General features: G+C 74.4%; 22 protein-coding genes. 6 read left to right on the top strand and 16 right to left on the bottom strand.

From position 1 onward, the window contains the following. Positions 1–186: 186 nt before the first annotated feature. From IE305_RS13105 to pdhA (IE305_RS13095), 3 genes are read right to left on the bottom strand one after another with little or no spacing between them, the layout of a single operon-like run. Positions 187–1,704: a dihydrolipoamide acetyltransferase family protein gene (locus IE305_RS13105; RefSeq protein ID WP_190129699.1), complete on the bottom strand. Its 1,518-nt coding sequence runs from the start codon at positions 1,702–1,704 to the stop codon at positions 187–189. Positions 1,705–1,727: 23 nt separating this feature from the next. Beyond that, positions 1,728–2,708: an alpha-ketoacid dehydrogenase subunit beta gene (locus IE305_RS13100; RefSeq protein ID WP_190129698.1), complete on the bottom strand. Its 981-nt coding sequence runs from the start codon at positions 2,706–2,708 to the stop codon at positions 1,728–1,730. A 1-nt stretch (position 2,709) separates the two neighbouring features. Next, positions 2,710–3,861 (bottom strand): pyruvate dehydrogenase (acetyl-transferring) E1 component subunit alpha, encoded by a 1,152-nt coding sequence (gene pdhA / locus IE305_RS13095; RefSeq protein ID WP_190129697.1) that lies wholly within the window; start codon positions 3,859–3,861, stop codon positions 2,710–2,712. A 360-nt stretch (positions 3,862–4,221) separates the two neighbouring features. Here pdhA (IE305_RS13095) and IE305_RS13090 point away from each other — a divergent pair, with 360 nt between their 5' ends. The 3 genes from IE305_RS13090 (at position 4,222) to IE305_RS13080 (ending at position 6,572) form a co-directional block, all read left to right on the top strand. Next, entirely contained in the window at positions 4,222–4,893 is a 672-nt protein-coding gene (locus IE305_RS13090) for a response regulator (protein ID WP_308440245.1), read from the top strand. Positions 4,894–4,985: 92 nt separating this feature from the next. Continuing rightward, the gene (locus IE305_RS13085; protein ID WP_190129695.1) at positions 4,986–5,444 is read left to right on the top strand and encodes a pyridoxamine 5'-phosphate oxidase family protein; all 459 of its coding nucleotides are present in this window, start codon (positions 4,986–4,988) and stop codon (positions 5,442–5,444) included. Positions 5,445–5,459: 15 nt separating this feature from the next. Continuing rightward, on the top strand, positions 5,460–6,572 hold the full coding sequence (locus IE305_RS13080; protein WP_190129694.1) for a phosphotransferase: 1,113 nt from the start codon (positions 5,460–5,462) through the stop codon (positions 6,570–6,572). A gap of 66 nt (positions 6,573–6,638) precedes the next feature. On the opposite strand, the gene IE305_RS13075 is transcribed toward IE305_RS13080, so the two are convergent. After that, a complete protein-coding gene (locus tag IE305_RS13075) occupies positions 6,639–8,300 on the bottom strand; it encodes a protein kinase domain-containing protein (protein ID WP_190129693.1) in 1,662 nt (553 codons plus the stop codon). Positions 8,301–8,697: 397 nt separating this feature from the next. Between IE305_RS13075 and IE305_RS13070 the strand changes: the two genes are divergently transcribed. Continuing rightward, positions 8,698–10,443 carry a protein kinase domain-containing protein gene (locus IE305_RS13070; RefSeq protein WP_190129692.1) on the top strand — a complete coding sequence of 582 codons (1,746 nt, stop codon included), beginning with the start codon at positions 8,698–8,700 and terminating at the stop codon, positions 10,441–10,443. 89 nt (positions 10,444–10,532) lie between these two features. Here IE305_RS13070 and IE305_RS13065 read toward each other — a convergent pair whose 3' ends face one another. The 9 genes from IE305_RS13065 to pdhA (IE305_RS13025) all read right to left on the bottom strand — a co-directional run bounded on the left by IE305_RS13065 (position 10,533) and on the right by pdhA (IE305_RS13025) (position 20,841). Continuing rightward, positions 10,533–11,093, bottom strand: coding sequence for a bacterial proteasome activator family protein (locus tag IE305_RS13065; RefSeq protein WP_190129691.1), 561 nt, complete (start codon positions 11,091–11,093; stop codon positions 10,533–10,535). A 139-nt stretch (positions 11,094–11,232) separates the two neighbouring features. Then, positions 11,233–11,895, bottom strand: coding sequence for a hypothetical protein (locus IE305_RS13060; RefSeq protein WP_190129690.1), 663 nt, complete (start codon positions 11,893–11,895; stop codon positions 11,233–11,235). A gap of 132 nt (positions 11,896–12,027) precedes the next feature. Further along, positions 12,028–13,005 (bottom strand): NAD(P)H-quinone oxidoreductase, encoded by a 978-nt coding sequence (locus tag IE305_RS13055; protein ID WP_190129689.1) that lies wholly within the window; start codon positions 13,003–13,005, stop codon positions 12,028–12,030. A gap of 9 nt (positions 13,006–13,014) precedes the next feature. Next, positions 13,015–14,073: a potassium channel family protein gene (locus IE305_RS13050; protein WP_190129881.1), complete on the bottom strand. Its 1,059-nt coding sequence runs from the start codon at positions 14,071–14,073 to the stop codon at positions 13,015–13,017. Beyond that, a complete protein-coding gene (locus IE305_RS13045; RefSeq protein ID WP_190129688.1) occupies positions 14,073–16,379 on the bottom strand; it encodes a molybdopterin molybdotransferase MoeA in 2,307 nt (768 codons plus the stop codon). Before IE305_RS13045 ends, IE305_RS13050 begins: the two co-directional genes overlap by 1 nt. Next, positions 16,376–17,245, bottom strand: coding sequence for an NTP transferase domain-containing protein (locus IE305_RS13040; RefSeq protein ID WP_229890890.1), 870 nt, complete (start codon positions 17,243–17,245; stop codon positions 16,376–16,378). The genes IE305_RS13045 and IE305_RS13040 overlap by 4 nt, the downstream gene beginning before the upstream one ends. A gap of 40 nt (positions 17,246–17,285) precedes the next feature. After that, on the bottom strand, positions 17,286–18,605 hold the full coding sequence (locus IE305_RS13035) for a dihydrolipoamide acetyltransferase family protein (RefSeq protein WP_190129687.1): 1,320 nt from the start codon (positions 18,603–18,605) through the stop codon (positions 17,286–17,288). After that, positions 18,605–19,675, bottom strand: coding sequence for an alpha-ketoacid dehydrogenase subunit beta (locus IE305_RS13030; protein WP_190129686.1), 1,071 nt, complete (start codon positions 19,673–19,675; stop codon positions 18,605–18,607). Before IE305_RS13030 ends, IE305_RS13035 begins: the two co-directional genes overlap by 1 nt. Then, positions 19,672–20,841 carry a pyruvate dehydrogenase (acetyl-transferring) E1 component subunit alpha gene (pdhA, locus tag IE305_RS13025; RefSeq protein ID WP_190129685.1) on the bottom strand — a complete coding sequence of 390 codons (1,170 nt, stop codon included), beginning with the start codon at positions 20,839–20,841 and terminating at the stop codon, positions 19,672–19,674. Before pdhA (IE305_RS13025) ends, IE305_RS13030 begins: the two co-directional genes overlap by 4 nt. 182 nt (positions 20,842–21,023) lie before the next feature. Here pdhA (IE305_RS13025) and IE305_RS13020 point away from each other — a divergent pair, with 182 nt between their 5' ends. Beyond that, a complete protein-coding gene (locus tag IE305_RS13020; protein WP_190129684.1) occupies positions 21,024–21,512 on the top strand; it encodes an Lrp/AsnC family transcriptional regulator in 489 nt (162 codons plus the stop codon). A gap of 49 nt (positions 21,513–21,561) precedes the next feature. On the opposite strand, the gene IE305_RS13015 is transcribed toward IE305_RS13020, so the two are convergent. Further along, on the bottom strand, positions 21,562–22,158 hold the full coding sequence (locus IE305_RS13015; protein ID WP_190129683.1) for a TetR/AcrR family transcriptional regulator: 597 nt from the start codon (positions 22,156–22,158) through the stop codon (positions 21,562–21,564). Next, positions 22,155–23,687 (bottom strand): 3-hydroxyacyl-CoA dehydrogenase, encoded by a 1,533-nt coding sequence (locus tag IE305_RS13010; RefSeq protein WP_190129682.1) that lies wholly within the window; start codon positions 23,685–23,687, stop codon positions 22,155–22,157. Before IE305_RS13010 ends, IE305_RS13015 begins: the two co-directional genes overlap by 4 nt. Positions 23,688–23,857: 170 nt before the next feature. Between IE305_RS13010 and paaN the strand changes: the two genes are divergently transcribed. Next, positions 23,858–25,579 (top strand): phenylacetic acid degradation protein PaaN, encoded by a 1,722-nt coding sequence (gene paaN / locus IE305_RS13005; RefSeq protein WP_190129681.1) that lies wholly within the window; start codon positions 23,858–23,860, stop codon positions 25,577–25,579. Here the strand turns inward: paaN and IE305_RS13000 are convergent. Next, the gene (locus IE305_RS13000) at positions 25,576–26,373 is read right to left on the bottom strand and encodes a TrmH family RNA methyltransferase (protein WP_190129680.1); all 798 of its coding nucleotides are present in this window, start codon (positions 26,371–26,373) and stop codon (positions 25,576–25,578) included. The two genes, paaN and IE305_RS13000, sit on opposite strands and share 4 nt — an antisense overlap. Positions 26,374–26,383: the final 10 nt, after the last annotated feature.

The raw sequence follows: 26,383 nt of genomic DNA, 5'->3' as shown, positions 1-26,383 counted from the left end.
AGTGTCGGTCATTCTTCAGTAAATTGCCCAGACGGGCCATTCCACCCGTGCCGGTGGCGGGCCCGAGGCCGCTCAGCACACGGCGCGGGGCCCGGACGTCCTGGCCGCTCCTCACGGGAGGGGGGTGAGGAGGGGGAGCGTCCGGGCCCCGCGCCGCGTGCGCCCGTACGGGCGGCAGCCGGGGGCTCAGCCCCAGGTCACCAGGCGCCGCTGCGGGTCCTCCAGGACCGCCGCGATGTCGGCGAGGACCTTGGAGCCCAGTTCGCCGTCGACGAGGCGGTGGTCGAAGGACAGCGCGAGCGTGGTGACGTGGCGCGGCTTGACCTTGCCCTTGTGCACCCACGGCTGGAGCTTGATGGCGCCCACCGCCAGGATCGCCGACTCGCCGGGGTTGAGGATGGGCGTGCCGGTGTCGACGCCGAAGACGCCGACGTTGGTGATGGTGACGGTGCCGCCGCTCATGTCCGCCGGGCTCGTCTTCCCCTCCCGCGCGGTCGCCACCAGGTCCGCCAGCGCCTGCGACAGCTCGGGGAGCGTCTTGGCGTGGGCGTCCTTGATGTTCGGCACGATGAGGCCGCGCGGCGTGGCGGCGGCGATGCCCAGGTTCACGTAGTGCTTGAGGACGATCTCCTGGTTCTCCTCGTCCCACGACGCGTTGACGTCCGGGTTGCGGCGGATGGCCGTCAGGAGCGCCTTGGCGACGATGAGCAGCGGGTTGACCCGCAGGCCGGCCATGTCCGGGTCGGCCTTGAGCTTCTCCACCAGCTTCATGGTGCGCGTGACGTCGACGGTGACGAACTCCGTCACGTGCGGCGCGGTGAACGCGCTGGCCACCATCGCCTGCGCGGTCGCCTTGCGCACGCCCTTGACGGGGATGCGGGTCTCGCGGGCGCCGGCCGGGACCGCCACGGGGCCCTGCGGCGCGGCCTCGGGGGCGACGGGAGCGGCGGGTGCTTCGGGTGCGACAGGGGCGGCGGCTGCCGGGGCGGCCGTCAGCGCCGTGGCCGCCGCGTGCACGTCGTCGCGGGTGACGACGCCGTCGGGGCCGGTGGGGGTGACGGACGCCAGGTCGATGCCCAGGTCCTTGGCGAGCTTGCGCACCGGCGGCTTGGCCAGCGGCCGGGCCGCGGCGGGCGCCGCCGGGGCGGCGGGTGCGGGCACGCGCGGCGCGCACGGCACGGCGGCCGCCGGGGCGGGCGCCGGCGCGTGGCCGTTGAGCTCCGCCTGGAGGGCGGCGGCCACGGGGGCGGGCGCGGACGCCTCGGGGCGGGCCTTGCGGGGCCGGCGCTTGGTGGACGAGGGCGCGGCGCCGTAGCCGACGAGGACGGCCTGGCGGCCCTGGGCGGGCTCCTCCTCGCCCTCGGCGGGCAGGGCGGGGGCGGCCTGGGCGGTGCTCTCCGCGTGCGCGGCGGTCGAGGCCGGGGCCTCCTCCGCGGGCCCCGCCTCCGGCCGGGTGTCCACGGAGATGATCACCTGGCCCACGTCGACGGTGGTGCCCTCGGGGAAGCGCAGCTCGTGCACGACGCCGTCGTAGGGGATGGGGAGTTCGACGGCCGCCTTGGCCGTCTCCACCTCGCACACCACCTGTCCGTCGGAGACGGTGTCGCCCGGCTGGACGTACCACTTGAGGATCTCGGCCTCGGTGAGTCCCTCGCCCACGTCGGGCATCTTGAACTCGCGGAAGCGCTCGGTGTTCGCGGTCATGGTCACGCCTCTCCTCGGGTCCCCTAGTACGCCAGCGCGCGGTCGACGGAGTCGAGCACGCGGTCCAGGCCGGGCAGGTACTCGTCCTCCAGCCGGGACGGCGGGTAGGGCGCGTGGTAGCCGCCGACCCGCAGGACGGGGGCCTCCAGGTGGTAGAAGCAGCGCTCGGTGATGCGCGCGGCGATCTCCGCGCCCGAGCCGAAGAAGACCGGCGCCTCGTGCACGACGACCAGGCGGCGGGTCTTCTCCACGGACCGCTGGATCGCGTCGAAGTCGATGGGCGAGACCGACCGCAGGTCCAGGACCTCCAGCGACTTGCCCTCCTCCGCGGCGGCCGCGGCGGCCTCCAGGCAGGTCTTGACCATCGGGCCGTACGCGACGAGCGTCAGGTCGGTGCCCTCGCGGACCGTGCGGGCGGCGTGCAGCGGGCCCGGGATGGCGGCCGTGTCGACCTCGGAGCGGTCGTGGTAGCGGCGCTTGGGCTCGAAGTAGATGACCGGGTCGTCGCTCTGGATGGCCTGCTGGAGCATCCAGTAGGCGTCCGAGGCGTTCGACGGCGTGACCACCTTCAGGCCCGCGACGTGCGCGAACAGCGCCTCGGGCGACTCGCTGTGGTGCTCGACGGCGCCGATCGCGCCGCCGTAGGGGATGCGGATGACGACGGGCAGCTTGACCTTGCCGAGCGCCCGCGCGTGCATCTTGGCGAGCTGCGTGACGATCTGGTCGTACGCGGGGAACACGAAGCCGTCGAACTGGATCTCGACGACGGGACGGTAGCCGCGCAGGGCCATGCCGATGGCGGTGCCGACGATGCCGGACTCGGCCAGCGGCGTGTCGATCACGCGGTTCTCGCCGAAGTCCTTCTGCAGCCCGTCCGTGACGCGGAAGACGCCGCCGAGCTTGCCGACGTCCTCACCCATGATCAGGACCTTGGGGTCGTTCTCGAGGGCGGTGCGCAGGGAGGCGTTGATCGCCTTGGCGATCGAGAGCTTCTCGGTGCTCATGTCAGTTGCTCTCCTCGTCGGCGAACGAAGCCTGGTACGCGGCGAACTGCGCGCGCTCCTCGTCGACGAGGGCGTGCCCGTCGGCGTAGGTGTGCTCGAACATCGCCAGGGGTTCCGGGTCGGGCATGGTGCGCACGGTGTCGCGCACACGCTTGGCCAGGGCGTCGCTCTCCGCCTCCAGGGCGGTGAAGAACGCCTCGTCGGCCAGGCCCTCCTTCTCCAGGTGGGCGCGGAGCCGCAGGATCGGGTCCTTGGCCTCCCACAGCTCGCGCTCCTCGTCGCGCCGGTAGCGCGTGGGGTCGTCCGAGGTGGTGTGGGCGCCCATGCGGTAGGTGTACGCCTCGACGAGCATCGGGCCCTGGCCCGTGCGGGCGCGCTCCAGCGCGGCCCGGGTGACGGCGAGCACGGCCAGCACGTCGTTGCCGTCCACCCGCACGCCGGGGAAGCCGTAGCCCTGGGCGCGCTGGTAGAGCGGGACGCGGGTCTGCCGCTCGGTGGGCTCCGAGATCGCCCACTGGTTGTTCTGGCAGAAGAACACCACGGGGGCGTTGTAGACGGCGGCGAAGGTGAACGCCTCCGCCACGTCGCCCTGGGAGGAGGCGCCGTCGCCGAAGTAGGCCACGACCGCGGAGTCCGTGCCGTCCATGGCCGCGCCCATGGCGTAGCCGGTGGCGTGCAGCGCCTGCGAGCCGATGACGATCGTGTACAGGTGGAAGTTGTTCTCGTTGGGGTCCCAGCCGCCGTTGTTCACGCCGCGGAACATCCCCAGCAGGTTCACCGGGTCGACGCCGCGGCACCAGGCCACGCCGTGCTCACGGTAGGTGGGGAAGACGTAGTCGTCGTCGCGGGTCGCCCGGCCCGAGCCGATCTGCGCGGCCTCCTGGCCCAGCAGGGAGGCCCACAGGCCCAGTTCGCCCTGGCGCTGCAGGGTGGTGGCCTCGCCGTCGAAGCGGCGGGTCAGCACCATGTCCCGGTACAGGCCGCGGAGTTCCCCGGGCGTCAGGTCGATGGCGTAGTCCGGGTGCTCCACCCGGTCGCCCTCCGGCGTCAGCAGCTGTACGAGCTCCGGCTCACTGCCGGTCGCCTTCTTGGCGCCGGCGCGCTTGCCGCTGCTGCGGCGCGGCTTGCGCGCGGCAGTGCTGTCCACGGTCACGTGTCGCTCCTCCGTCTGTCCGGCCCCCGGGGTCGCCGGCGGCCGGAGGGGGTCCCTCCGCCGTGAGGCGAGGGGAGGCTCGCCCGCTCCCCGACGGCACACGGGGTGGGTGTGCCGAGGCCGGAACCGGGCGTGACAGTGCCCCGGCGAATGGCCTGCAATAAGCACGTTACCCAGTACTCCGCATTCCTGCGAAACCCTGCTTGACCTGCGATTTTGCTTGGATTTCCAAGTAAATCGAGAAAGCCGGGTCACGGTGGGTGCCAATGCACTGGTCAGCGCCTTGCGAGCCGCCGGAACGGGGGCACGTTATCCCGGAGGACAAGGGCGGGGGAAGGGTTGATGTGTGAGACTGTGACTGTGCGCGAACAGGGAAAAATCACGGTATTTCTGCTCGATGACCACGAAGTCGTGCGCCGTGGCGTGCACGAGCTGCTCTCCGGAGAGCCCGGGATCGAGGTCGTGGGCGAGGCCGGGACGGTCGCCGACGCCCTGGTCCGCATTCCCGCGACACGGCCCGACGTGGCCGTACTGGACGTTCGCCTTCCGGATGGCAGCGGAGTGGAAGTCTGCCGCGAGATCCGATCGCAGGACGAGAACATCAAATGCCTGATGCTCACCTCCTACGCCGATGACGAGGCCCTTTTCGACGCCATCATGGCCGGGGCCGCCGGATACGTACTCAAGGCCATCCGCGGCAACGAGCTCCTCACCGCCGTACGGGACGTCGCCGCCGGCAGATCCCTGCTCGACCCGGTGGCCACCGCGCGCGTCCTGGAACGCCTCCGTGACGGCCGCGGCGCCCGCGGCGACGACCGGCTGGCCACCCTCACCGACCAGGAGCGCCGCATCCTCGACCTGATCGGCGAGGGCCTCACCAACCGCGCGATCGGCGAACGGCTCCACCTCGCCGAGAAGACGATCAAGAACTATGTCTCCAGCCTGCTGTCCAAGCTGGGCATGGAGCGCCGCTCCCAGGCCGCGGCCTACGTCGCCCGCCGCCAGGCCGAGCAGCGCGGGCCGGCCCACTGAGACCCGCGGACACCCCCTACGGGACCAACGTCCCGCCCCACCCGGGCCCTGCTGCCCTACGGCGCGGACCGGCCCCGGTGCACAGTGAGGCCATGCCCACCGCGCCGCCCGGCCTCCCCGACCCGTCCTTCGCCACGGACGCGTACGCCCTCGGTCTGCTCGCCCGCTCCCCCTACGGGCGGATCTCCGTCAGCATGCGTGCGCTGCCCTTCGTCACCGTGGCCCGGCACGTCGTACGGGACGGGCGGGTGCTGCTGCGGCTGCACGGCGGCTTCGGCTACGCCGCCGCGTGCGACGGCAGCGTGGCCGCGTACGCCGCCGACAACCTCGCCGGGCGCACCGAGGGCGACGAGAGCGTGTGGACCGTCCAGTTCGTCGGCACGGCCCGCGCCCTCGAACCCGACGCGGCCGACCTGGAGCTCTTCGGCCGCGCCCCCACCACGGCCGACGGCGCGCCCTTCGTACCCGAATACCTGTGCATGGAACCCCAGTTCATCACCGTGCACCACCTCGAAGGCGTACCCGCGCGACAAGTCGCACACGCAGGGTGATCTAACATTTGGGGCGTGCCGCGCTCACTTGTCTCCCCCGCCCCGCCGGACGCCCCACCCGACCACGGCACGCTGCGCACCCTCCTGCGCCGCTACGAACGCGCCGGCGAGGTCGTCTCCTGCGAGACGCTCACCGAGGGTCTCCTCAACCGCGGCTACCGCCTCTCCACCACCCGCGGCCGCTTCTTCCTCAAGCACCACCTCGACGGCGACCGGGACACCATCGCGCGCCAGCACGACGCCACCCGCCGCCTGGACGTCCTCGGCCTGCCCGTCGCCCCGCCCGTCACCGACGCCGACGGCAACACCGTCACCGTCCTCGACGGCCGCTGCTACGCCCTCCACCCCTGGGTCGACGGCCGGCACCGCGACGGCGGCGAACTGACCCGCGCCCAGTGCCGCCGGCTGGGCGCGCTGCTGGGGCACGTGCACACGGGCCTGGAACGGGTCATGGAAGGGCCGGAGCGGGCCGTGCGGGGGCCTGTGGGGGGGCCCGGGGGGCCGGGGGCACCCGGAGCGCCCGGAGCGGGCCCGGAGGCCGGGGACGCCGCCGCCGACCCCGAGGACACCTTCGCGCTCATCGACGAGCTGCTGCGCCTCATCCGCCGCGGCCGCGCCGACCGGCCCCGCGACACGTTCGACGAGCTCGCCGAGCACCGCCTCGTCGAGCGCCGCGCCCTGCTGGAGCAGCACGCCCACCTCCGGCCCCCGCCCGCCGTCACCCCGGCCCGGGGCTGGGTGCACGGCGACTTCCACCCGCTCAACGTGCTGTACCGCGGCGGCGAACCCGCCGCGATCGTCGACTGGGACCGGCTGGGCGTGAAACCGCGCGCCGAGGAGGCCGTCCGGGCCGCCGTGATCTTCTTCGTCCGCCCCGACGGCACGCTGGACCTCGCCAAGGTCCGGTCGTACGCGCGCGCGTACCGGCGGGCGGCCGGAGCCGGCACGGACGAGATGGGCGCCGCGGTGCACCGGGTGTGGTGGGAGCGGCTCAACGACTTCTGGATGCTGCGCTGGCGCTACCAGCGCGGCGACCACCGCGCCGACCCCGGCTTCCCCGCGTCGGCGGCGCTGGCGGTGTGGTGGACGCGCTCGTACGAACGGGTGCGCGAGGCGTTCACCGACTGAGCACGTACGCGCAGAGGGCGCGCCCCCTGGTGGGGGCGCGCCCTCTGCGCGTGGTGCGACGGTGCGTCAGCCGGTGGGGCCCTGCACGGTGTTGCCGGCGGTGGTGGTGCCGGTGTTACCGGTGTTGCCACCGGAGTTGCCGCCGGAGGTGGGGGGCTGCGTCGGGTTCTTCGGGTCGTCCGTCGGCTGCTTGGTCGGGCCCGTGGTGGGCTCGGTCGGGTTCGACGGGCCGGTCGACGGCTCGTGCGAGGGCTTCTGCGAGTGCCCGCGCGTCGGGTTCGGGTCCGGGTCGCTGTTCCAGTCGGAGTCCGAGTCCCGCTCGCCGTTGTCCGTACCCGCCGTGCTGCCGTGACCCGGCGACGGGTTGCCCGACTTCTTGGGCCCCTTGGACGGTTCGGCGCTGGGGGAGGTGCTGGGCGAGACCGACGTCTTGGGGGTGCCGGTCTTGCCACCGGTGTCGTTGCCCATGCCCTTTACGACGAACGCCACGCCCGCCGCCACGACCACGAGCACCGCCACCACGGCCAGCCAGAGCTTGCCCTTGCCGCCGCCGTTGCCGTTGCCGCCGTGACCGCCGCCGTAGCCGGGGTCGCCGCCGTAACCGCCGCCGCCGGGGCCGCCGGCCGCGGGGCCGGGGCGCTGCGGCACGGCGCGCTGCTGCGCGGTGCCGGGGCCGTGCTGGGCGCGCGGCATCGCCGTGGTGGCGGCCATGCCGCCCGCGCCCATGCCGCCGATCACCTGGGTGGCGGCGGTGGCCTCGTCGACCGGGCCGGTGTCCCAGCTGCCGGTGTGGCCGCCCTGGTTGTGCAGCATCTCCAGCGCGTACTGCACCAGGCCGCGCATCTCCTCGGCGCTCTGGAACCGGTCGTCCGGGTCCTTGGCGAGGGAGCGCATGACGAGCCCGTCCAGCTCCGGCGGCACCGACTGGAGCACCTGCGACGGCGGCACCGGGGTGTCCTGGACGTGCTGGTAGACCACCGACAGCGGCGTCTCGCCGGTGAAGGGCGGGCGCAGCGCCAGCAGTTCGTAGAGCAGGCAGCCGGTCGCGTACAGGTCGGAGCGGGCGTCGACGGTCTTGCCGAGGGCCTGCTCGGGCGACAGGTACTGCGGCGTGCCCATCACCATGCCGGTCTGCGTCATGGTCGACTGCGCGCCGTGCAGGGCACGGGCGATGCCGAAGTCCATGACCTTGACGGCGCCGGTGTTGGTGATGATGACGTTGGCCGGCTTGATGTCGCGGTGGACGATGCCGTGCGCGTGGCTGTAGGCCAGCGCCTCCAGCACGCCGGAGACGATGATCAGGGCCTGCTCGGGCGGCGGCGCCTCCGCGTTGAGCAGCAGGTCGCGAATGGTGCGGCCCTCGACCAGCTCCATGACGATGTACGGCACGACATTGCGGCCGACGGTGTCCTCGCCGGAGTCGTAGACCGCGACCACCGCGTGGTGGTTCAGGCCCGCGACCGACTGCGCCTCGCGGGTGAAGCGGGCCTTGGAGACGGGGTCCTCGGCCAGGTCGGCGCGGAGCAGCTTGACCGCGACCGTGCGGCCCAGGCGTACGTCCTCGGCGGCGAACACTTCGGCCATGCCGCCGCGGCCGAGCCGGTGGGTGAGGCGGTAGCGGCCGTCGCCGACCAGACCACCGTTGCTCCACATTTCAGGCACATCGGGCATTCCGCTCCCGTTGGCGTCAGGGTCGGACGGACCCTGGGCGCTCTGCGTCTGTGCCATCAGTCCTCGCCGTCGTGTCTGGCCGCTTCGCGTGGGAGGCGATTGCGCGGGGGAATGTCGATGTAGCTATCTTCCGCTAGGGCACGGTACAGCCTTCACGCCGCGCGCCGGTCCGGGATGGACCGGCTATCAAACCCGTACCGGCACGAGCAAGGCAAATCCCGTGACGGCTTGTCGCGCATCCGGTCACGGAACGGGCACGCGGCTTGACGTGCCCGTGGCCTGCGGCAGACTTGGCCGGGATACATCAAGAACATCAGAAGAACGTGCTCCACCAGAAGAACACGATCGGACCTTCGTCCGGGACCTCCGGCCCCGGTTCGCGAGGACGAACCGCCCGCCGAAACGATCCGGGCGGACCGTACGCCAGGCAGTGCGCCGAGGGGGAAGTAACACCATGAGCCAGGACGGCGCGCAGGGCCGTTACGCGGGACGATCCGTCGGAGGCGGCCGCTACCAGCTCCGCGGCCTGCTCGGCGAGGGCGGCATGGCCTCCGTGCACCTGGCCTACGACACGGTCCTCGACCGCCAGGTCGCCATCAAGACGCTGCACACCGAGCTCGGCCGGGAATCGTCGTTCCGCGAGCGCTTCCGCCGCGAGGCGCAGGCCGTGGCCAAGCTCACCCACACGAACATCGTCTCGGTGTTCGACACGGGCGAGGACGAGCTCGACGGCGCCACGATGCCGTACATCGTCATGGAGTACGTCGAGGGCCGCCCGCTGCGCTCCGTGCTCGACGAGGACGTGGCCCGGTTCGGCGCCATGCCCGCCGAGAAGGCGTTGAAGATCACATCGGACGTGCTCGCGGCGCTCGAGGTCAGCCACGAGATGGGGCTGGTCCACCGCGACATCAAGCCCGGCAACGTGATGATGACCAAGCGCGACGTGGTCAAGGTCATGGACTTCGGCATCGCCCGCGCCATGCAGTCCGGCGTGACCTCGATGACGCAGACCGGCATGGTCGTCGGCACGCCCCAGTACCTCTCCCCCGAGCAGGCGCTCGGCCGCGGCGTCGACGCCCGGTCCGACCTGTACTCGGTCGGCATCATGCTCTTCGAGCTGCTGACCGGCCGGCTGCCCTTCGACGCGGACTCGCCGCTGGCCATCGCCTACGCGCACGTCCAGGAGGAGCCGGTCGCGCCCTCCTCGATCAACCGCTCCATCCCGCCGGCCGTCGACGCGCTCGTGGCCCGGGCCCTGAAGAAGAACCCGAACGAGCGTTTCCCCAGCGCCGAGGCGATGCGCGGCGAGTGCGCACGCGTGGCGACCACGGCGCAGTCCGCGCCGCCGCCCACCATCGTCGAGGGCGCCCCGGCGCCCCGCAGCGGCGCGGGCGTGGGCTCCGCAGTCTTCCCGCCCGTCGACGGCCAGCGGCCCGCTCCGGGCCCCCAGGGCCTCCAGACGCCCTACCAGCCCCCCGTCGGACCCCCGACCCCCCAGGGGCCCTACAACGGCGGCTACGGGCCCTCCACGCCCCCTCCCGGCCCGTACCAGACCCCGTCCCCCACTCCGGCTTACCAGCCGGGGCCGAGCACACCCCCGCCGTACGCGTCCCCCTCGGGGCCGGGCGCCGGTGGGTCCGGCGGCTCCGGGAAGTCGAACAAGCCGGTGCTGATCGGCTCGGCGGTCGTCGCCGTGCTCGCGGTCATCGCCGTGATCGCCGCCGTGTCGCTGAACACCGGCAACAGCGACGACAACGACAACCGGGCCGTCGCGTCCCCCAGCCGCGGCGCGGTCACGGCGGCGCCCGGCGGCGGCAACGCCACCACGGGCGGCACCACCGGCGGCACGACGACGGGCGGCGGCGGCACCGGTGGCGGCTCCACGACCACCGGGGGCACCCAGTCGAAGGTCAAGATGGGCGACAAGACCAAGACCATCGACACGGAGAAGTGCACCAAGGCGTACGACAACTGGCAGGACAAGTCGAAGAAGAGCGCCCCGGACTTCAAGTTCCTCTACATCGACTCGGTGAAGTCCTGCCTGGTGGCGGCCGGCTGGAAGTACCGCATCGACTCGGTGAACGAGAACCTGTGGGGCAAGGGCACCGTCATGACGCAGCTGCCCGACTCCGGTGACGCGTTCGACCCGAAGACGGGCGAGTTCGTGCTGACGGTGTCGACGGGCGAGCCGGCGTCGTAAGGCGTACGTACACGCGAAGGGGCCGGTCACCCGGGTGGGGTGACCGGCCCCTTCACGCATGCGGCTCGCGCAGGACTACAGCAACGGGACTACAGGTACGGGCCCGAGCGGGCGCCGCCGTGCTGCTGGCCCTCGTGCCCGTCCTCGTTGAGCACACCGGCCGGCAGGGCCCGCCGCATCTGCTCCAGCTGGGCGCGCGCCGCCATCTGCTGGGCGAACAGCGTGGTCTGGATGCCGTGGAACAGGCCCTCCAGCCATCCGACCAACTGTGCCTGGGCAATGCGCAGTTCGGCCTCGGTGGGCAGGTTCTCGTCGGTGAACGGGAGCGAGAGCCGCTCCAGCTCCTCGACGAGCTCCGGCGCCAGGCCGTCCTCCAGCTCCTTGACCGAGCTGCGGTGGATCTCCTTCAGGCGGGCGCGGCTCGCCTCGTCCAGGGGGGCCGCCCGGACCTCCTCCAGCAGCTGCTTGATCATGCTGCCGATACGCATGACCTTCGCCGGCTGTTCCACCATCTCCGTCACCGGGACCTCGCGCGACTCGTCGTCGCCCTCCCCGCCGCCGGGGCTGGCGCTGCCGAGAGCCATGCCGTCCGGTCCGACGACCAGAACGTGCGGGCTCTCCTGCGACCGTTCATTCCTCGGCATATCCATGCCGCCATTCTCTCGCACAGGTGATTTCCCCCTGGTGATGCCCCCGTACACGTCTGATCCACCGCGGTGGTGTGCGGGGGCGCGTGCCCGTACGGGGGGCGCGTGCCGTACGGGGGCGCTGGCCCGTAAGGGGGGCGGGTCAGCCGCGGCGGAGCCGCAGCGCGAGGAACGCGAGCCCGAGGCCGGTGAGCACCATGCCGGTGCCCAGGGGCAGCACCCGCATGGCGCGGGCGGGGTGGCTCGCCGCGGTGCGCGACGCGCTGTGCTGCGCGTGCGCCGGGTAGTGGTACGGCCCGTACGGGGCGGAGGGCGCCGCGGCGGACGGGGAACTGTCGCCCTGGGACAGCCACGGGGCGTCCTGGGCGGCGGGGGACTCCTGCGGGCCGGGCGTGTCAGGGGTGGCCGGCGGGTTGCCGGGCAGCCGCGGGTCCTGGGTGTCCTCGGGGTCCTCGCCCTCGGCGGCCGTGAGGCCCAGGGGGCGTGCCGCGGGGCCGTGCGGCACCGGGGGGTGCCGGCGGGGCGCCTCGCGGTGGCTGCTCTTGCCGAGGCCGGCGCCGGGGTGGGTGGCCGGGTGGTGCGGTTCCCCGGCCGGCGGGGTGCCGCTCAGCCGGCCCGGTACGGGCGACGGCGGCGTGGAGGGGAAGACCGTGGTCGAGGGCGTGGCCGCCACGGGTGCGGGAGGCGGAGCCGTCGGCTCGCGCTGTTCCGCCCGTGCCGGCCACGGGGCTATGGACCACGGCGCTATCAGTGCCGACGACACCGCCAGGCCGAACAGGGTCGTCGCCCGGGACCGAGCGCCCATGTCGTATCGCCACCCTCCGCAACGCGTCACCCCCCACGTGTGACCCCCTACGGACACCCCAACCCTCACACGGGCACGCGGGTGCGGCGCGCTGGGCGGCCGGTCGGGTGACGCGGGCGGAGCAGCCCCCGCTCAGAAGGTGAGCAGGACCTTCCCCACGTGCGTGCTCTCCTCCAGCACCCGGTGGGCCTCCGGGGCCTCCCGTACGGGCAGCGTGCGGTCGACGACCGGCCGGACCCGGCCGCCGGCGATCAGCGGCCACACGTGCTCGCGCACGGCCGCCACGATCGCCGCCTTCTCCTCCAGGGGGCGGGCCCGCAGCGTCGTACCGGCGACCGCCGCCCGCTTGAGCATCAGCTTGGTCAGGTCGATCTCGGCCGTGCGGCCGCCCTGGAGACCGATGATGACGAGCCGTCCGTTGACGGCGAGCGCCTCGATGTTCTGCGCGAGGTACTTGGCGCCGATGATGTCGAGGACGACGTCGGCGCCGACGCCGCCGGTCACCTTGTGCAGCTCCTCGACGAAGTCCTGCTCGCGGTAGTCGATGAGGACGTCCGCGCCCAGTTCGCGGCAGCGCTCCAGCTTCTCGGGACCGCCCGCCGTGACGGCGACGCGCGCACCGACGGCCTTGCCCAGCTGGACGGCCATCGTGCCGATGCCGCTGCCGCCGCCGTGCACGAGCAGCGTCTCGCCGGGGCGCAGGTGCCCCACCATGAAGACGTTCGACCAGACCGTGGCCGTCACCTCGGGCAGGGCGGCCGCGGTGACGAGGTCGAGGCCCTCGGGCACGGGCAGCACCTGGCCGGCCGGTACGCACACCTTCTCGGCGTAGCCGCCGCCCGCCAGCAGGGCGCACACCTCGTCGCCGACCGCCCAGCCGCTGACGCCGGCGCCGAGGGCGGCGATGCGGCCGGACACCTCCAGGCCGGGGTAGGGGGAGGCGCCGGGCGGCGGGTCGTAGAACCCCTGCCGCTGCACCACGTCGGCACGGTTGACACCGGCCGCCACGACGTCGATCAGGACCTCCCCGGCGCCGGGCGCGGGGTCGGGGACCTCGGCCCACACCAGGGCCTCGGGGCCCCCGGGAACGGGAATGGTGATCGCATACATGCCGCGAGGCTACTCCCACTCCCCGTCCGGGAGCGGGCGGGCGCGGACGATGGTGATCAGCCGGTCCGTGGCCTGGAGGGGGCCGGCCTGCGGGTCGTCGTACGGCAGGAGGCGGTGGCCGCGCAGCACCGACACCACCAGGTCGTCGACCTCGCGCACGCCGAGGCCCACCTCCGCCTTGACGACGGGGCGTTCGACGAGGTCGAGGCCGCTGCCCTGCTGGATGAGGTCCTCTATGACGGTGACGGCGCTGGGGCTGAGGACGGACAGGCCGAGCAGGCGGCCGGCGGCGCTGGCGCTGGTGATGACCGCGTCGGCGCCGGACTGGCGCAACAGGGGCGCGTTCTCCTCCTCGCGCACCGCCGCGACGATTTTCGCGCCCCGGTTGAGCTGGCGGGCGGTGAGCGTGACGAGGACGGCGGTGTCGTCGCGCTGGGTGGCGACGATGATCCGGCGGGCGCGCTGGACCTCGGCGCGCAGCAGCACGTCACTGCGGGTGGCGTCGCCGACGACGCCCGCATAGCCGTGGGCGGTGGCCGCCTCGACGGCCTTGGGGCTCGGGTCGACGACGACGATCCGGTCCTTCTTCTCCCGCCCCGACGTGCCGAGGGTCTGCACGGCGTGCCGGCCCTTCGTGCCGAAGCCGATGACGACGGTGTGGTCTCGCAAGGCGGCTCTCCAGCGGGTCTGGCGCCACTGCTCCCGGGTGCGCTCGGTGAGCACCTCCAGGGTGGTGCCGACCAGGATGATCAGGAAGAGGACCCGGAGGGGCGTCACGACCAGCACGTTCGTCAGCCGGGCGCTGTCGCTGTGCGGGACGATGTCGCCGTATCCGGTGGTGGACAGGGTGACGGTCGAGTAGTAGAGCGCGTCGAGCAGGCTCATCTCGCCGTCGGCGTTGTCGTGGTAGCCGCCGCGGTCGGCGTAGACGACGAGGACGGTGACGGCCATGACGAACAGCGCGAGCAGCAGCCGCCGGACGACCTGGCGGACGGGCGCGACGCTGTAGCGCGGCAGGACGATGCGGATGTCGGCGTCCTGACCGTCGGCGGCGGGCCCGGACTGCATCACGGTGTGCACCAGGGGAACGGCAGCAGCGCGACCTCGGTTCCCGGGGACGCCCCGCCGGGCGGTACGACGGCCAGCGCGTCGGCGGCGGCCAGGCCGCGCAGCATGGCGGGGCCGTGGAACCGCAGCGGGCGGGCCCGCCCGGTGCGGGTGCGGGCGACGGGCACGAGGCGGGTGTCGGCGGGGTGGCCGGTGACCTCGTCGGTGAGCCGCGCCAGGGGCGGTTCGGTGCGGGGTCGGCCGGACAGGGAGCGCAGCAGCGGCTCGGCGAGCGTGAGCAGGCCGGCGACGGCGGCGAGGGGGTTGCCGGGCAGGCCGACGAGGTGGCGGCGCGGGCCCAGGCGGGCCAGCAGCATGGGGTGGCCGGGGCGTACGGCGACGCCGTCGACGAGCAGCTCGGCGCGGAGGCGGCGGAGCGTGGGGTGGACGTGGTCGACGGGCCCGGCGGCGGTACCGCCGGTGGTGACGACGACGTCGGCCCCGGACCCGGCCAGGGCGGCGCCCAGCGCCCCGGCGTCGTCGCCCAGCCGCCGCACGCCGACGACGTCCGCACCGAGAGCGGTCAGCCAGGGCCCCAGCAGGGGCCCGAGGGCGTCCCGGATCCGCCCGTCCCGGGGCAGCCCTTCGTGCAGCAGCTCGTCCCCGAGCACGAACACCTCGACGCGCGGCCGAGGCACGACCTCCAGCTCGTCATACCCGGCAGCAGCAGCCAGCCCCAACACCACAGGACTGACCACGCCCCCGGCCCCCAGCAACTCGTCCCCGACCCGGCACTCCTGCCCCCGCGGCCGAATGTCCTGCCCCTGATCGACATGCCGCCCGGCATACAGCTCGGTACCCATACGAACGGTCCCGTGCTCGGAACGGAGAACAGCAGTGGCCCCGGGCGGCACACGAGCCCCGGTGGCAATCCGGACGGCGGCACCGTCGGGAAGGGGAGCGACGGAGGGGGAACCGGCGAGGAGGGGGGTGGGGGGGCCGGTGGGGGAGACGGCGGTGGAGGCCGCAGCGGGCGCGCCGGTGGCCGTCGCGGCGGCGCTGGACGGGGTGTTGGTGGGGGCGCCGGTGAGGCCGCCGGTGGGCGCGGCGGGGGCGGTGGGCGCGCCGGGGGCGTCTGCGGCCTCGGGGGCAGCGGTGGCGCCGGTGGCCGTCGCGGCGGCGCTGGACGGGGTGTTGGTGGAGGCGCCGACGAGGCCACCGGTGGGCGCGGCGGGGTGGCCGATCGCCACCGCGGTGGGCTGATCGTCCGCACCGGGCATGCCTGCGGCGCCTGGGGCCGCAGCGCTGTCGGTTGCCGTTGCGGGGCCGCCGGCAACGGCCCCGGCGGGGCCCCCGGCCGCCGGGCCGACGGCTGCTTGCCCGTGCGGGCAGACAGCGCCTGCGGCGCCCGAGGCAGCCTGATCACCCGCTGGGACAGCGGCTGCGCGGGCCGCGTTGGTCGCGTCCGCGGGCTCGGCGCCGGAGGCAGCCGCGGCGGCGATGCCACCGGTGGGCGCGGCGGGGTGGCCGACCGCGGCAACGGCGGTGATCTGGTCACCCGTGCGGGCCTCGTCCGCGGCGGCGACGGTTGCGGTGGCGGCTGCCTGCGCGCCGGCGATGCCGGCCGCAGGGCCCGCGGCCGCCTCAGCGGCGGCGCCTACGGCGCCCGGGGCGGCAGCGCCGCCAACAGCGGCCTGACCGTCCGCGAGGACAGCGGCGCCCGTGGGCACTGCGTCGGCGGTTCCCGTCGCCATCGCGGCGACAGCCGCCGGGCCGGCGCCTGCGGCGCCCTGGTCGGCCCCGCAAGTCCCACCCGCGGCGGCAGCCTCCGCGTCGGCGGCAGCCCCCTGGCCCTCCGGGCCGCCCACGGTGCCGGCGGTGCCCGATGTGCCGGTTCGTTCCCCGTCCCCGTCAGGGGACACCGGCAGGCGCCAGGGGCCCGGGCCCGAGACGGCCCAGCCGTCCATCGCGGCCGTGTCGAAGGCCGGCAGGTCGGTGAGCGCCGTCAGAGGTGCGGCCAGGACCTCGCCCAGGGCCTCGGACAGGGGCCGGGTGCGCGGTGCCGGCGGCGTGGCCGCGCGGGCGGCCGTGCGGCGGGCCGTGGGCCACGGGGTGCGGTTGCCGTGGCAGCCGGCGTCCGCGGGGGCCGGCTCGGGGGCTTCCGGTTCCTCCGGTTCCTTGAACGGGTCCTCGTCGAACGGGAAGAACGGGCGGCCGACAGGCCGCACCCGCATGCGGCCGGCGCCCGGCGCGTCGGCGAACAGCGCCAGCGCCTCGTCGGCGGCCCGGTCGAGCGCGTGCTCGGCGTCGTCCCTGCGGTCCGTCATGGCCTTCCGTCGTGCCCTTCCTGCTCGCGCGCCCACTCCTCCGCGAGCGCGGCGGCGCGGCGGGCCGCGCGGGCGACCGCGTCGGGGCCGCCCCCGTCCAGGGCCGCCGCGTACCCGACGAGGAACGTCGTCAGCGGCGCGGCCGGGCGGGCGACGCCGTGCGCGGCGTCGCGGGCGAGGTCGAGGAGACCGGCCGTGTCGACGTCGAGGCCGATGCCGAGTTCGGCCTTGACCGCGGAGATCCATTCATCCAGCACGGTCCTATCGTCCCTGATGCGGGCGCGGGCCGTGCCGATGTCCTCCCAGGTGTCGCAGTCGAAGGCGGCGGTGGGGTGCGGGAGCCGGGCCAGGCGCAGCTCGGCGGTGAGCAGCCGCACCGGCAGTCCGGTCAGCGTGCCGTGCTCGGCGACGAGCAGGCCGAGCTCGCGCCGCAGGTCCTCGGCGCGGTAGGCGGCCACGAGCGGCTGGTCGCGGCCGTCGGGGTCGGTGAGCAGCACGCCGTCGGGCCCGTCGGGCGCGGCGAGCGGGCGGAGGAGCGCGGCGGCGGTGCCGCGGTCGAGGAACGGCAGGTCGGCGGAGAGGACGAGGAGCCGGTCCGCGGTGACCTGCCGGAGCCCGGCGGCGAGGCCGGCGAGCGGGCCGCCGCCGGGCGGCTGTTCGCGGGTCCAGGTGACGGGGCGGGCGGTGGGCCGGCGGGGGCCCACGACGACGGTCCGCCGGGCGCCGGCGCAGGCGTCCAGCACCCGGTCGAGGAGCGGCCGGCCCCCGACACGTACGGCGGGTTTGTCCGCGCCGCCGAGCCGCCGGGCCGCGCCGCCGGCCAGCACCACCGCGTCGTACTCCGCCGTCGGGTCGTCAGCACTCACCCCCCGAGTATGGCGTGGGCCGCCGGCCGGCCGGATGCGGTCAGACGGTGCGCAGCAGGACCGCCGGTTGTTCGACGCAGTCGGCCACGTAGCGCAGGAAGCCGCCCGCGGTGCCGCCGTCGCAGACGCGGTGGTCGAACGTGAACGACAGCTGCACCACCTGCCGCACCGCGAGTTCGCCCTGGTGGACCCAGGGCTTGGGGGCTATGCGGCCGACGCCGAGCATGGCCGCCTCGGGGTGGTTGAGGATGGGCGTGGAGCCGTCGACGCCGAACACGCCGTAGTTGTTGAGGGTGAACGTGCCGCCGGTCAGCTCGGCGGGGCTGAGCTTGCCGGCGCGCGCCGCTTCGGTGAGGCGGGCCATTTCGACGGACAGTTCGACCGCGTTGCGGGCGTGGGCGTCGCGCACGACGGGCACGACGAGGCCGCGGTCGGTCTGGGCCGCGAACCCCAGGTGCACGTCGGGCAGCCGCACGATCTCCTGCGCCTCCGTGTCCACGGTGGCGTTGAGCTCGGGGTACTTGGCGAGGGCCGCGGTGCAGACGCGGGCCAGGAGGGCGAGCAGCGACACCTTGGCGCCGCCGGAGACGTTCATCGCGCGGCGGGCGGCGATCAGCTCGGTGGCGTCGGCGTCGACCCAGCACGTGGCGTCGGGGATCTCCTGCCGGCTGCGGCTGAGCTTCTCCGCGACCGCGCCCCGTACGCCCCGCAGGGGCACGCGCAGGCCGTCGGCCACGGGGCGGCCGGTGCCGGCGCGGCCCGTACGGGTCGTGGTGCGGGCGGGCCGCTCGGCGCGGGCGGTACCGGCTGCCCGTGCGGCCTGTTCGACGTCGGAGCGGAGTATCAGCCCGTCGGGCCCGGTGCCGCGCAGTCGTGTGAGGTCGACGCCGCGCTCGCGCGCCAGGCGGCGGACGAGCGGGGAGATGACGGCGACGGTGGCAGGTGGGGCGGCGGCGGCCGGCGGCGGCTCGGCGGCGGTGCGGCCGGCGTCGCGCGGCGAGGGCCGGACGCGGCGGCGGCGCGGGGCGGGCGCCTGCGTGCCGTAGCCGACGAGGACGTTGCCGGACCCTTCGGCCCCCTCTCCGGCGGCGGGCGCCGCCTCCGCGGCAGTGGCGTCGCCCACGGCCACGGTCAGCAGGGGCGCGCCGACGGGCAGTTCGTCGCCCTCGCCGCCGAAGCGGGCGGTGACCACGCCCGCGTAGGGGCAGGGGACCTCCACCATCGCCTTGGCGGTCTCCACCTCGACCACCGGCTGGTCGACGGCGACCACGTCGCCCACCTTCACCAGCCAGCGGACGACCTGTGCCTCGGTGAGGCCCTCGCCCAGGTCGGGCAGTGTGAACTCGCGCACCACGGCCATCAGCGCGCACCACTCTCGTCGTCGGTAGCGGCAGCGGTCCCGGGGGTCCGCTCGGTCCAGTCGGATTCCCACTGGAGGCGGGCGACCGCGTCGAGCACGCGGTCGACGCCCGGCAGGTGGTGCTTCTCCAGCATGGGCGGGGGGTACGGGATGTCGAAGCCGGTCACGCGCAGCACCGGCGCCTCCAGGTGGTGGAAGCAGCGCTCGGTCACCCGGGCGGCCACTTCGCCGCCGGGGCCGCCGAAGCCGGGGGCCTCGTGCACGACCACCGCGCGGCCGGTGCGCCGTACGGAGGCGCACACGGTCTCCTCGTCGAAGGGCACGAGCGACCGCAGGTCGACGACCTCCAGGTCCCAGCCCTCGTCGACGGCGGCCTCGGCGGCCTCCATGCAGACGGGCAGGGCCGGGCCGTAGGTGATCAGCGTGGCGGACGTGCCGCGGCGGCGGACCACGGCGCGGCCGATGCCGGGCACCTCGTCGGGCCGTTCGGGGTCCCAGGCGGCCTTGGACCAGTACAGGCGCTTGGGTTCGAGGAACACCACGGGGTCGTCGGAGGCGATGGCGGCGCGCAGCAGCCCGTAGGCGTCGGCGACGGTGGCCGGGGTGACGACGTGCAGGCCGGGGGTGGCGGCGTAGTACGCCTCGGAGGAGTCGCTGTGGTGCTCGACGCCGCCGATGCCGCCGCCGTAGGGGACGCGCACGGTGAGGGGCATCGGGAGGGCGCCGCGGGTGCGGTTGCGCATGCGCGACACGTGGCTGACGAGCTGCTCGAAGGCCGGGTAGGCGAAGGCGTCGAACTGCATCTCGACCACGGGCCGCAGCCCGTACATGGCCATGCCGACGGCGGTGCCCATGATGCCGGCCTCCGCGAGCGGCGTGTCCACGCAGCGGTCCTCGCCGAACTCCTTGGCGAGCCCGTCGGTGATGCGGAAGACGCCGCCGAGGGTGCCCACGTCCTCGCCGAGGACGTGCACGGCCGGGTCGTCGGCCATGGCGTCGCGCAGCGCCCGGCGGAGCGCCTCGGCCATGGTGGCCGGCTTGAGGCCGGGGCCGGCGGGGGCGGTGGTCATCGCTGCCTTCCTTCCTGGGGGCCGCCCTCCGGCGCACCGGGGAGCTCGCCCGCGGCGGTCAGCTCAGCACGCAATTGTGCTGCCTGGGCGCGCAGTTGGGCAGTCTGCTCGGCGTAAACGTGGGCGAACAGTTCCATCGGGTCGAGCACGGGGTCCTGGTTCATCCGCTCGCGCAGGTCGGCGGCCATGCGCTCGGCGGCGTCCCGTGCGGCCCGTATGACGTCCTCGGTCAGCAGCCCGCGGCCGGTCAGCTCGCGTTCCAGGAGGGTGACCGGGTCGTGGGCGCGCCACGCCTCGACCTCGGCGTCGCCGCGGTAGCGGGTGGCGTCGTCGGCGTTGGTGTGGGCGTCGAGGCGGTAGGTGACAGCCTCGACGAGGGTGGGGCCGCCGCCGGAGCGGGCGCAGCGCAGCGCGTCGGTGAGCACGTGGTGGACGGCGGCGGCGTCGTTTCCGTCGACCAGGCGGCCGGGCATGCCGTATCCGACGGCCTTGTGGGCCAGTGAGGGAGCGGCCGTCTGCTTGGCGAGGGGGACGGAGATGGCGAAGCCGTTGTTCTGCACGAGGAAGACCACGGGGGCGCGCCACACCGCGGCGAAGTTGAGCGCCTCGTGGAAGTCGCCCTCGCTCGTGCCGCCGTCGCCCACGAGGGCGAGCGCCACGACGTCGTCGCCCTTGAGGCGGGCGGCGTGGGCCAGGCCCACGGCGTGCGGGAGCTGGGTGGCCAGGGGGGTGCACAGGGGGGCGACACGGTGCTCGGCGGGGTCGTAGCCGGTGTGCCAGTCGCCGCGGAGCAGGGTGAGGGCCTGCACGGGGTCGAGGCCGCGGACGACCGCGGCGAGGGTGTCGCGGTAGCTGGGGAAGAGCCAGTCCTGCTGCTGGAGGACCAGGCCGGCCGCGACCTGGCACGCCTCCTGGCCCGTGGAGGAGGGGTAGACCGCGAGGCGCCCCTGCCGGGTGAGTGCGGTGGCCTGCGCGTTGTACCGCCGGCCGCGCACCAGCTGGCCGTGCAGCTCCAGCAGCAGTGCCGGGTCGAGCCCGGCGGCCGCGGGGGTGCCCAGGAGGCGGAGCGGCTCCGCGTCGGGCAGCAGCGGCGCGGGGTCGGTACGGGGTTGCCAGGCGGGGGGCGGGGCGGGCCGGTACGGGCCCGGCTGCTCCAGCACCGTCATGACGAGCACCTCCTCGGGGGCGAGCTCTGGGGACGAACGTGGCCGGAAAGCGACCCGCGCTCTCCCTACCGATTGTTCGGTCGTCGGCACTTTTTGGCTACAGGCGGCCGGAGCCTGTGGACAAACGGTTCTCCACAGCCTGAGATATGGACTGGACGTCCATGAAGGGGAGGCATGGCGGTATGGCGGAGGAACAGATGGCCACGCCGGGCGGCAGACCGCCCGCGCGCCCGCTGGACGACATCGACCGCTCGATATTGCGCATGCTCCAGGCCGACGGACGGGCCTCGATACGGTCCGTGGCCGAGCGCGTGCACGTCTCGCGGGCCAATGCCTACGCCCGCATCAACCGGCTCATCGACGACGGCGTCATCCGCGGCTTCGGCGCCCGCGTCGACCAGGAGCGGGCCGGCCACGGCGCGTCGGCCTACATCACGCTGAAGATCGTCCAGAATTCCTGGCGCACGGTCCGCGAAAAGATCCGCGAGCTGCCCGGGGTCGCGCACATCGCACTGGTCAGCGGCGACTTCGACGTGCTGCTGCTGGTGCACACGCGCGACAACCGCGCCCTGCGCGAGCTGGTCCTCACCCGCATCCAGGCCATCGACGAGGTGCTGAGCACCCGCACCCTGCTGGTGTTCGAGGAGACGGACCTCAAGGACGAGTGCTGACCGCGGGGGCCGGGCCGACGCTCACGGGCGCCCGGCCCCCGCGGTGGGCTCAGGCCGGGTCGTGCGTGCGCAGGCCCGCGAGGGCGGTGCGGACCACGGCGTCGGCCACCTCGTCGGCGGACGCTCCGCCGCGCCCGGGGCGGTACCACTCCGCCACCGAATTGATCATGCCGAAGAGCAGCCGGGTAGCCAGCCGTACGTCCACGTCCTGCCGGAGGTCGCCGTCCGCGGCGGCCTCCTTCAGCAGGGCGGCGACCCGGTGGTCGAACTCGCGGCGCCGCTCCATCGCCCAGCGCTCGGTGCCGGTGTTGCCCCGCACCCGCAGCAGCAGCGTGACGTACGGCAGCTCGTCGATCAGCACGTCCACGGTGCGCCGGGTGACGTACTCCAGGCGGTCGACCGCGCGTCCGGAGGTGGCCGCCGGCTCGTCCAGGACCGCGAAGAGCCCGTCGAGCGCGCGGCTTATCGCCAGCCGCAGCAGCTCCTCCTTGCTCCGCACGTGGTGGTAGATCGAGGACTTGGAGATGCCGGCGGCCTTGGAGAGGTGCTCCATGGACGTGCCGTCGTAGCCGCGCTCGTTGAACACCTTGACGGCGACCGCGAGCAGCGATTCGGGCGTGTAGGTGTCGCGCTTGGCCATGGTCATGATTGAACCAGGCCCTCGTCGGCGGCCGCACGGCGGCGCAGGGACTGGCAGGCGGCGTACCGGCCGCCGGGGTACTCGTCGTCCATGTTGCGCAGGAACCTCCCCAGCCACGCGTGCCCCACGGCCGCCCCCCACTCCAGGGGCCCGCGCGGGTAGTTCACGCCCAGCCGCATGGCGGTGTCGACGTCCTCGCGGCTCGCGACGCCCCGGCCGGCGGCGTCCTCGGCGAAGTCGGCGAGCTGGGCGACCGTCCGGGCCACGATCATGCCGGGGACGTCGCCGATGACGCTGACCTGCTTGCCGAGCGCCTGGAAGAGGCCGGTGGCGGCGGCCAGGTCGGCCGGGGGCACGGTCTCGGAGGCGGCCAGGGCGATGCGGGTGCAGGCGCGGTAGTCGAGGGCCAGGTCGAAGGTGATCAGGGGGCCGGGGCGGTGGGTGCCGGTGGCGGCCCTGCCGTCGGTCAGGGCGAGGCGGGTGCCGCCGGGCAGGACGATCCCGCCGTCCGCCGGGGCGGGCGCGCGGTCGCCGGGGACGACCTCGATGCCCGCCTCCTCGATCATCGGCAGCAGGTCGCCGGCGCCCGCGGGCAGGTCGCCGTGCCGGCCGACGGCGTCCGGCGGGGCGCACGGCGCGGCGGTGGCCGGCCCGGGCCGGGGGGCGCCCGCGCCGTGGTCGTACCAGCCGCGGCCCGACTTGCGGCCCAGCAGTCCGGCCTGGACCAGGCGCTGCTGGGCGAGCGAGGGCCGGAACTTCGGGTCGTGGAAGAACGCCTCGTAGACCGAGTGGGTGACGGCGTTGTTCACATCCTGGCCGATGAGGTCGGTGAGCTCGAAGGGGCCCATGGCGAAGCCGCCGCAGTCGCGCAGCACGGCGTCGATCGTGGCGGGTTCGGCGGCGCCCTCCTCGTACACGCGGAAGGCTTCGGCGTAGAAGGGCCGGGCGAGGCGGTTGACGAGGAAGCCGGGGGTGTCGGCGCAGCGCACGGGGGTCTTGCCCCAGGCGGTCATGAGGTCCTGGGCGGCGGTGGCGACGGTGTCGTCGGTGGCGTGGCCGCGGACGACCTCGACGAGGGGCAGGAGGGGCGCGGGGTTGAAGAAGTGCAGGCCGAGGCAGCGGCCGGGCCGGCGGAGGGGCGCGGCGACGGCGGTCACGGGCAGGGAGGAGGTGTTGGTGGCCAGGACGCAGGCGTCGTCGACGACGGCTTCGAGCGCGGTGAACAGCTGCTGTTTGGCGTCGAGTTGTTCCACGATCGCCTCGATCACCAGGGCGGCGTCGGCGAGTTCGGCGAGGCCGTCGGCGGGTCGCAGCCGTTCGAGGGCGGGTTCGAGCCGGTCCGCGGCGAGCCGGCCCTTCTCGGCGAGCCGGAGCAGGCGGTCCGACACGGCCTTCGCGGCCTCCGCGGCCCGGCCGGGGGCCGCGTCGTACAGCCGTACGGGATGTCCCGCGAGCAGGGCGACCTGGGCGATGCCCTGGCCCATGGTGCCCGTGCCGACGACGGCGACGGTGCGGCCGGGGTCGATGGCGGTCATGGCAGTGATCCTCCCCGATGAGTTGTCCACAGCTTCGCCGGGCCCCCTTGTCCCGACCGATCGTTCGGTTACTGTATCCAGCGGGGGTGCTTCCCCCGCAGCAGGAGCCCGAAAATTCCGTACGCAGTGCCCGTAGCAGGGTCTTCCGCCCGACGAGGAGTTGGTCAGACGTGACCGCCGGACTCACCACCGCCCAGCTGACCGAGAAGCACCAGCCCACGCTCGACCAGGCGCTCGCCACGATCCGCTCGCGCGGCTACTGGTCCCCCTACCCCGAGCACCCCAAGGCGTACGGCGCCGACGGCGTGCCCGGCAGCCTGGGAGCCGAGGAGGGGCACGCCGCCTTCGAGGCGCTGCGCGGCAAGCGGTTCGAGCTGGACCAGCCCGGCACCGACGGCTGGACGGCCACGGAGAGCTCGCCGTACGGGCTGGAGCTGGGCATCGAGTACCCGCACGCCGACGTCGACGTGCTGCTCGCCGCGCAGCGCGCCGCCATGCCGGCCTGGCGCGACGCGGGCCCGCGGGCACGCGCGGCGGTGTGCCTGGAGATCCTCGCCCGGATCAACGCGCGCACGCACGAGTTCGCGCACGCGGTCATGCACACCAGCGGGCAGGCGTTCATGATGGCGTTCCAGGCCGGCGGGCCGCACGCCCAGGACCGCGGCCTGGAGGCCGTGGCCTACGCGTACGCCGCGCAGACCGAGGCGGCGCCGCCGGAGGCCGAGTGGGTCAAGCCGCAGGGCAAGCGGGAGCCGCTGGAGCTGCGCAAGGCGTTCACCACGGTGCCGCGCGGCATCGGCCTCGTCATCGGCTGCAACACCTTCCCCACGTGGAACGGCTTCCCCGGCCTGTTCGCCTCGCTGGCCACCGGCAACGCGGTCCTGGTCAAGCCGCACCCCCGCGCGGTTCTGCCGCTGGCGCTCACCGTGCGCATCGCCCGCGAGGTGCTGCGGGACGCCGGCTTCGCCCCGGACCTGGTCGCGCTCGCCGCCGAGCGGCAGGACGAGGGCATCGCCAAGACGCTGGCCGTGCGCCCCGAGATCCGCGTCATCGACTACACCGGCTCCACCGCCTTCGGCGACTGGCTGGAGACCAACGCCCGCCAGGCGCAGGTCTTCACGGAGAAGGCCGGGGTCAACACGGTCGTCGTCGACTCCACCGACGACTACAAGGGCATGCTCTCCAACCTGGCCTTCTCGCTGTCCCTCTACAGCGGCCAGATGTGCACCACCCCGCAGAACCTGCTGGTGCCGCGCGAGGGCATCGCGACGGACGCCGGCCACAAGTCGTACGACGAGGTCGTCGCCGACCTGGCCGGCGCCGTCGACAAGCTGCTGGGCGACGACGCCCGCGCCAACGCCCTGCTCGGCGCCATCGTCAACGACCAGGTGAGCGCCCGTATCGACGCGGCCGCACAGCTCGGCGAGGTCGCCCTCGCCTCCCGTACGGTCGCCAACCCCGACTTCCCCGGCGCCACGGTCCGCACCCCGGTGATCGTGAAGCTGGACGGTGCCAAGCCGGACGCCGAGGCGGCGTACCTCTCGGAGTGCTTCGGGCCGGTGGCCTTCGCCGTGGCGGTCGACTCGACGGAGGCCGCCGTCGGCCTGCTGCGCCGCACGGTGCGCGAGAAGGGCGCCATGACGGTCGGGGCGTACACGACGTCGCCGGAGGCCGAGCGGCTGATCGAGGAAGCATGTCTGGAGGAGTGCGCGCAGCTGTCCCTCAACCTCACCGGCGGGGTGTACGTGAACCAGACCGCCGCCTTCTCCGACTACCACGGCTCCGGCGGCAACCCGGCGGCCAACGCGGTGCTGTGCGACAGCGCGTTCGTCGCGCCGCGGTTCCGCACGGTGGAGGTGCGCCGGCCGGTGGCACCGGCCGCGCAGGCCTAGCCGGCGGTGTGCGGCTCCGGGGCCGGGCCGGCCCCGGAGCGGGCACCCCAGTGGAACAGCGCCATGGCCACGCTGGTGGCCAGGTTGTAGCTGGAGACCTGGGGCCGCATGGGCAGGGCCACCAGGTGGTCGGCGGTGGCCCGCAGCTCCGGCGAGACGCCGTGCCGTTCGGAGCCGAAGACGAGCAGGGCGTCGTCGGGCAGGGTCAGCGCGCGGATGTCCGCGCCCTCGGGGTCCAGGACGTAGCGGGGTCCCGGCGGCAGCCCGTCGTACGGCAGCTGTTCCACGGCGGTGGCGTAGTGCAGGCCGGCGCCCGAACGGACGGCGTTGGGGTGCCAGGGGTCGAGGTCGCCGGTGGTGACCACGCCCGTGGCGCCGAAGCCCGCCGCGAGGCGGACGACGGCACCGACGTTGCCGAGGTTGCGCGGGTTGTCGAGGACGACGACCGGGGCCCGGCGGGGCCGTGCCGTCAGCGCCGCCAGGTTGTCCCCGCGGTCGCGCCGGCCGGCCAGGCCGGCCACGCCCGTCGGGTGGACGCGGGGCACGAGCGCGCGCAGCTCGGCGGCGGGGATCTCCACCAGCAGCCCGTCGAGGGTCCCGGCGAGGTCGGGCGCGAGGTCTGCGGCCAGCCGCAGGGCGGCGGCCTTGTCGGAGGCGACGGCGGTGCGCACCGGCGCCCCGAAGCGCAGGGCGTGCTTGAGCGCGTGGAACCCGTCGAGCAGGACGGCGTCCGGGGCCTCCCGGCCCCACTGCCGTACGGCGGCCGCGGCGGGGTCCTCGGTGGTGGCGTCCATGGGCCGCAAG

It is taken from the genome of Streptomyces mashuensis (assembly GCF_014654785.1).
Taxonomy (GTDB): Bacteria; Actinomycetota; Actinomycetes; order Streptomycetales; family Streptomycetaceae; genus Streptomyces; species Streptomyces mashuensis.
This window is presented reverse-complemented; position numbering and strand designations above follow the sequence as displayed.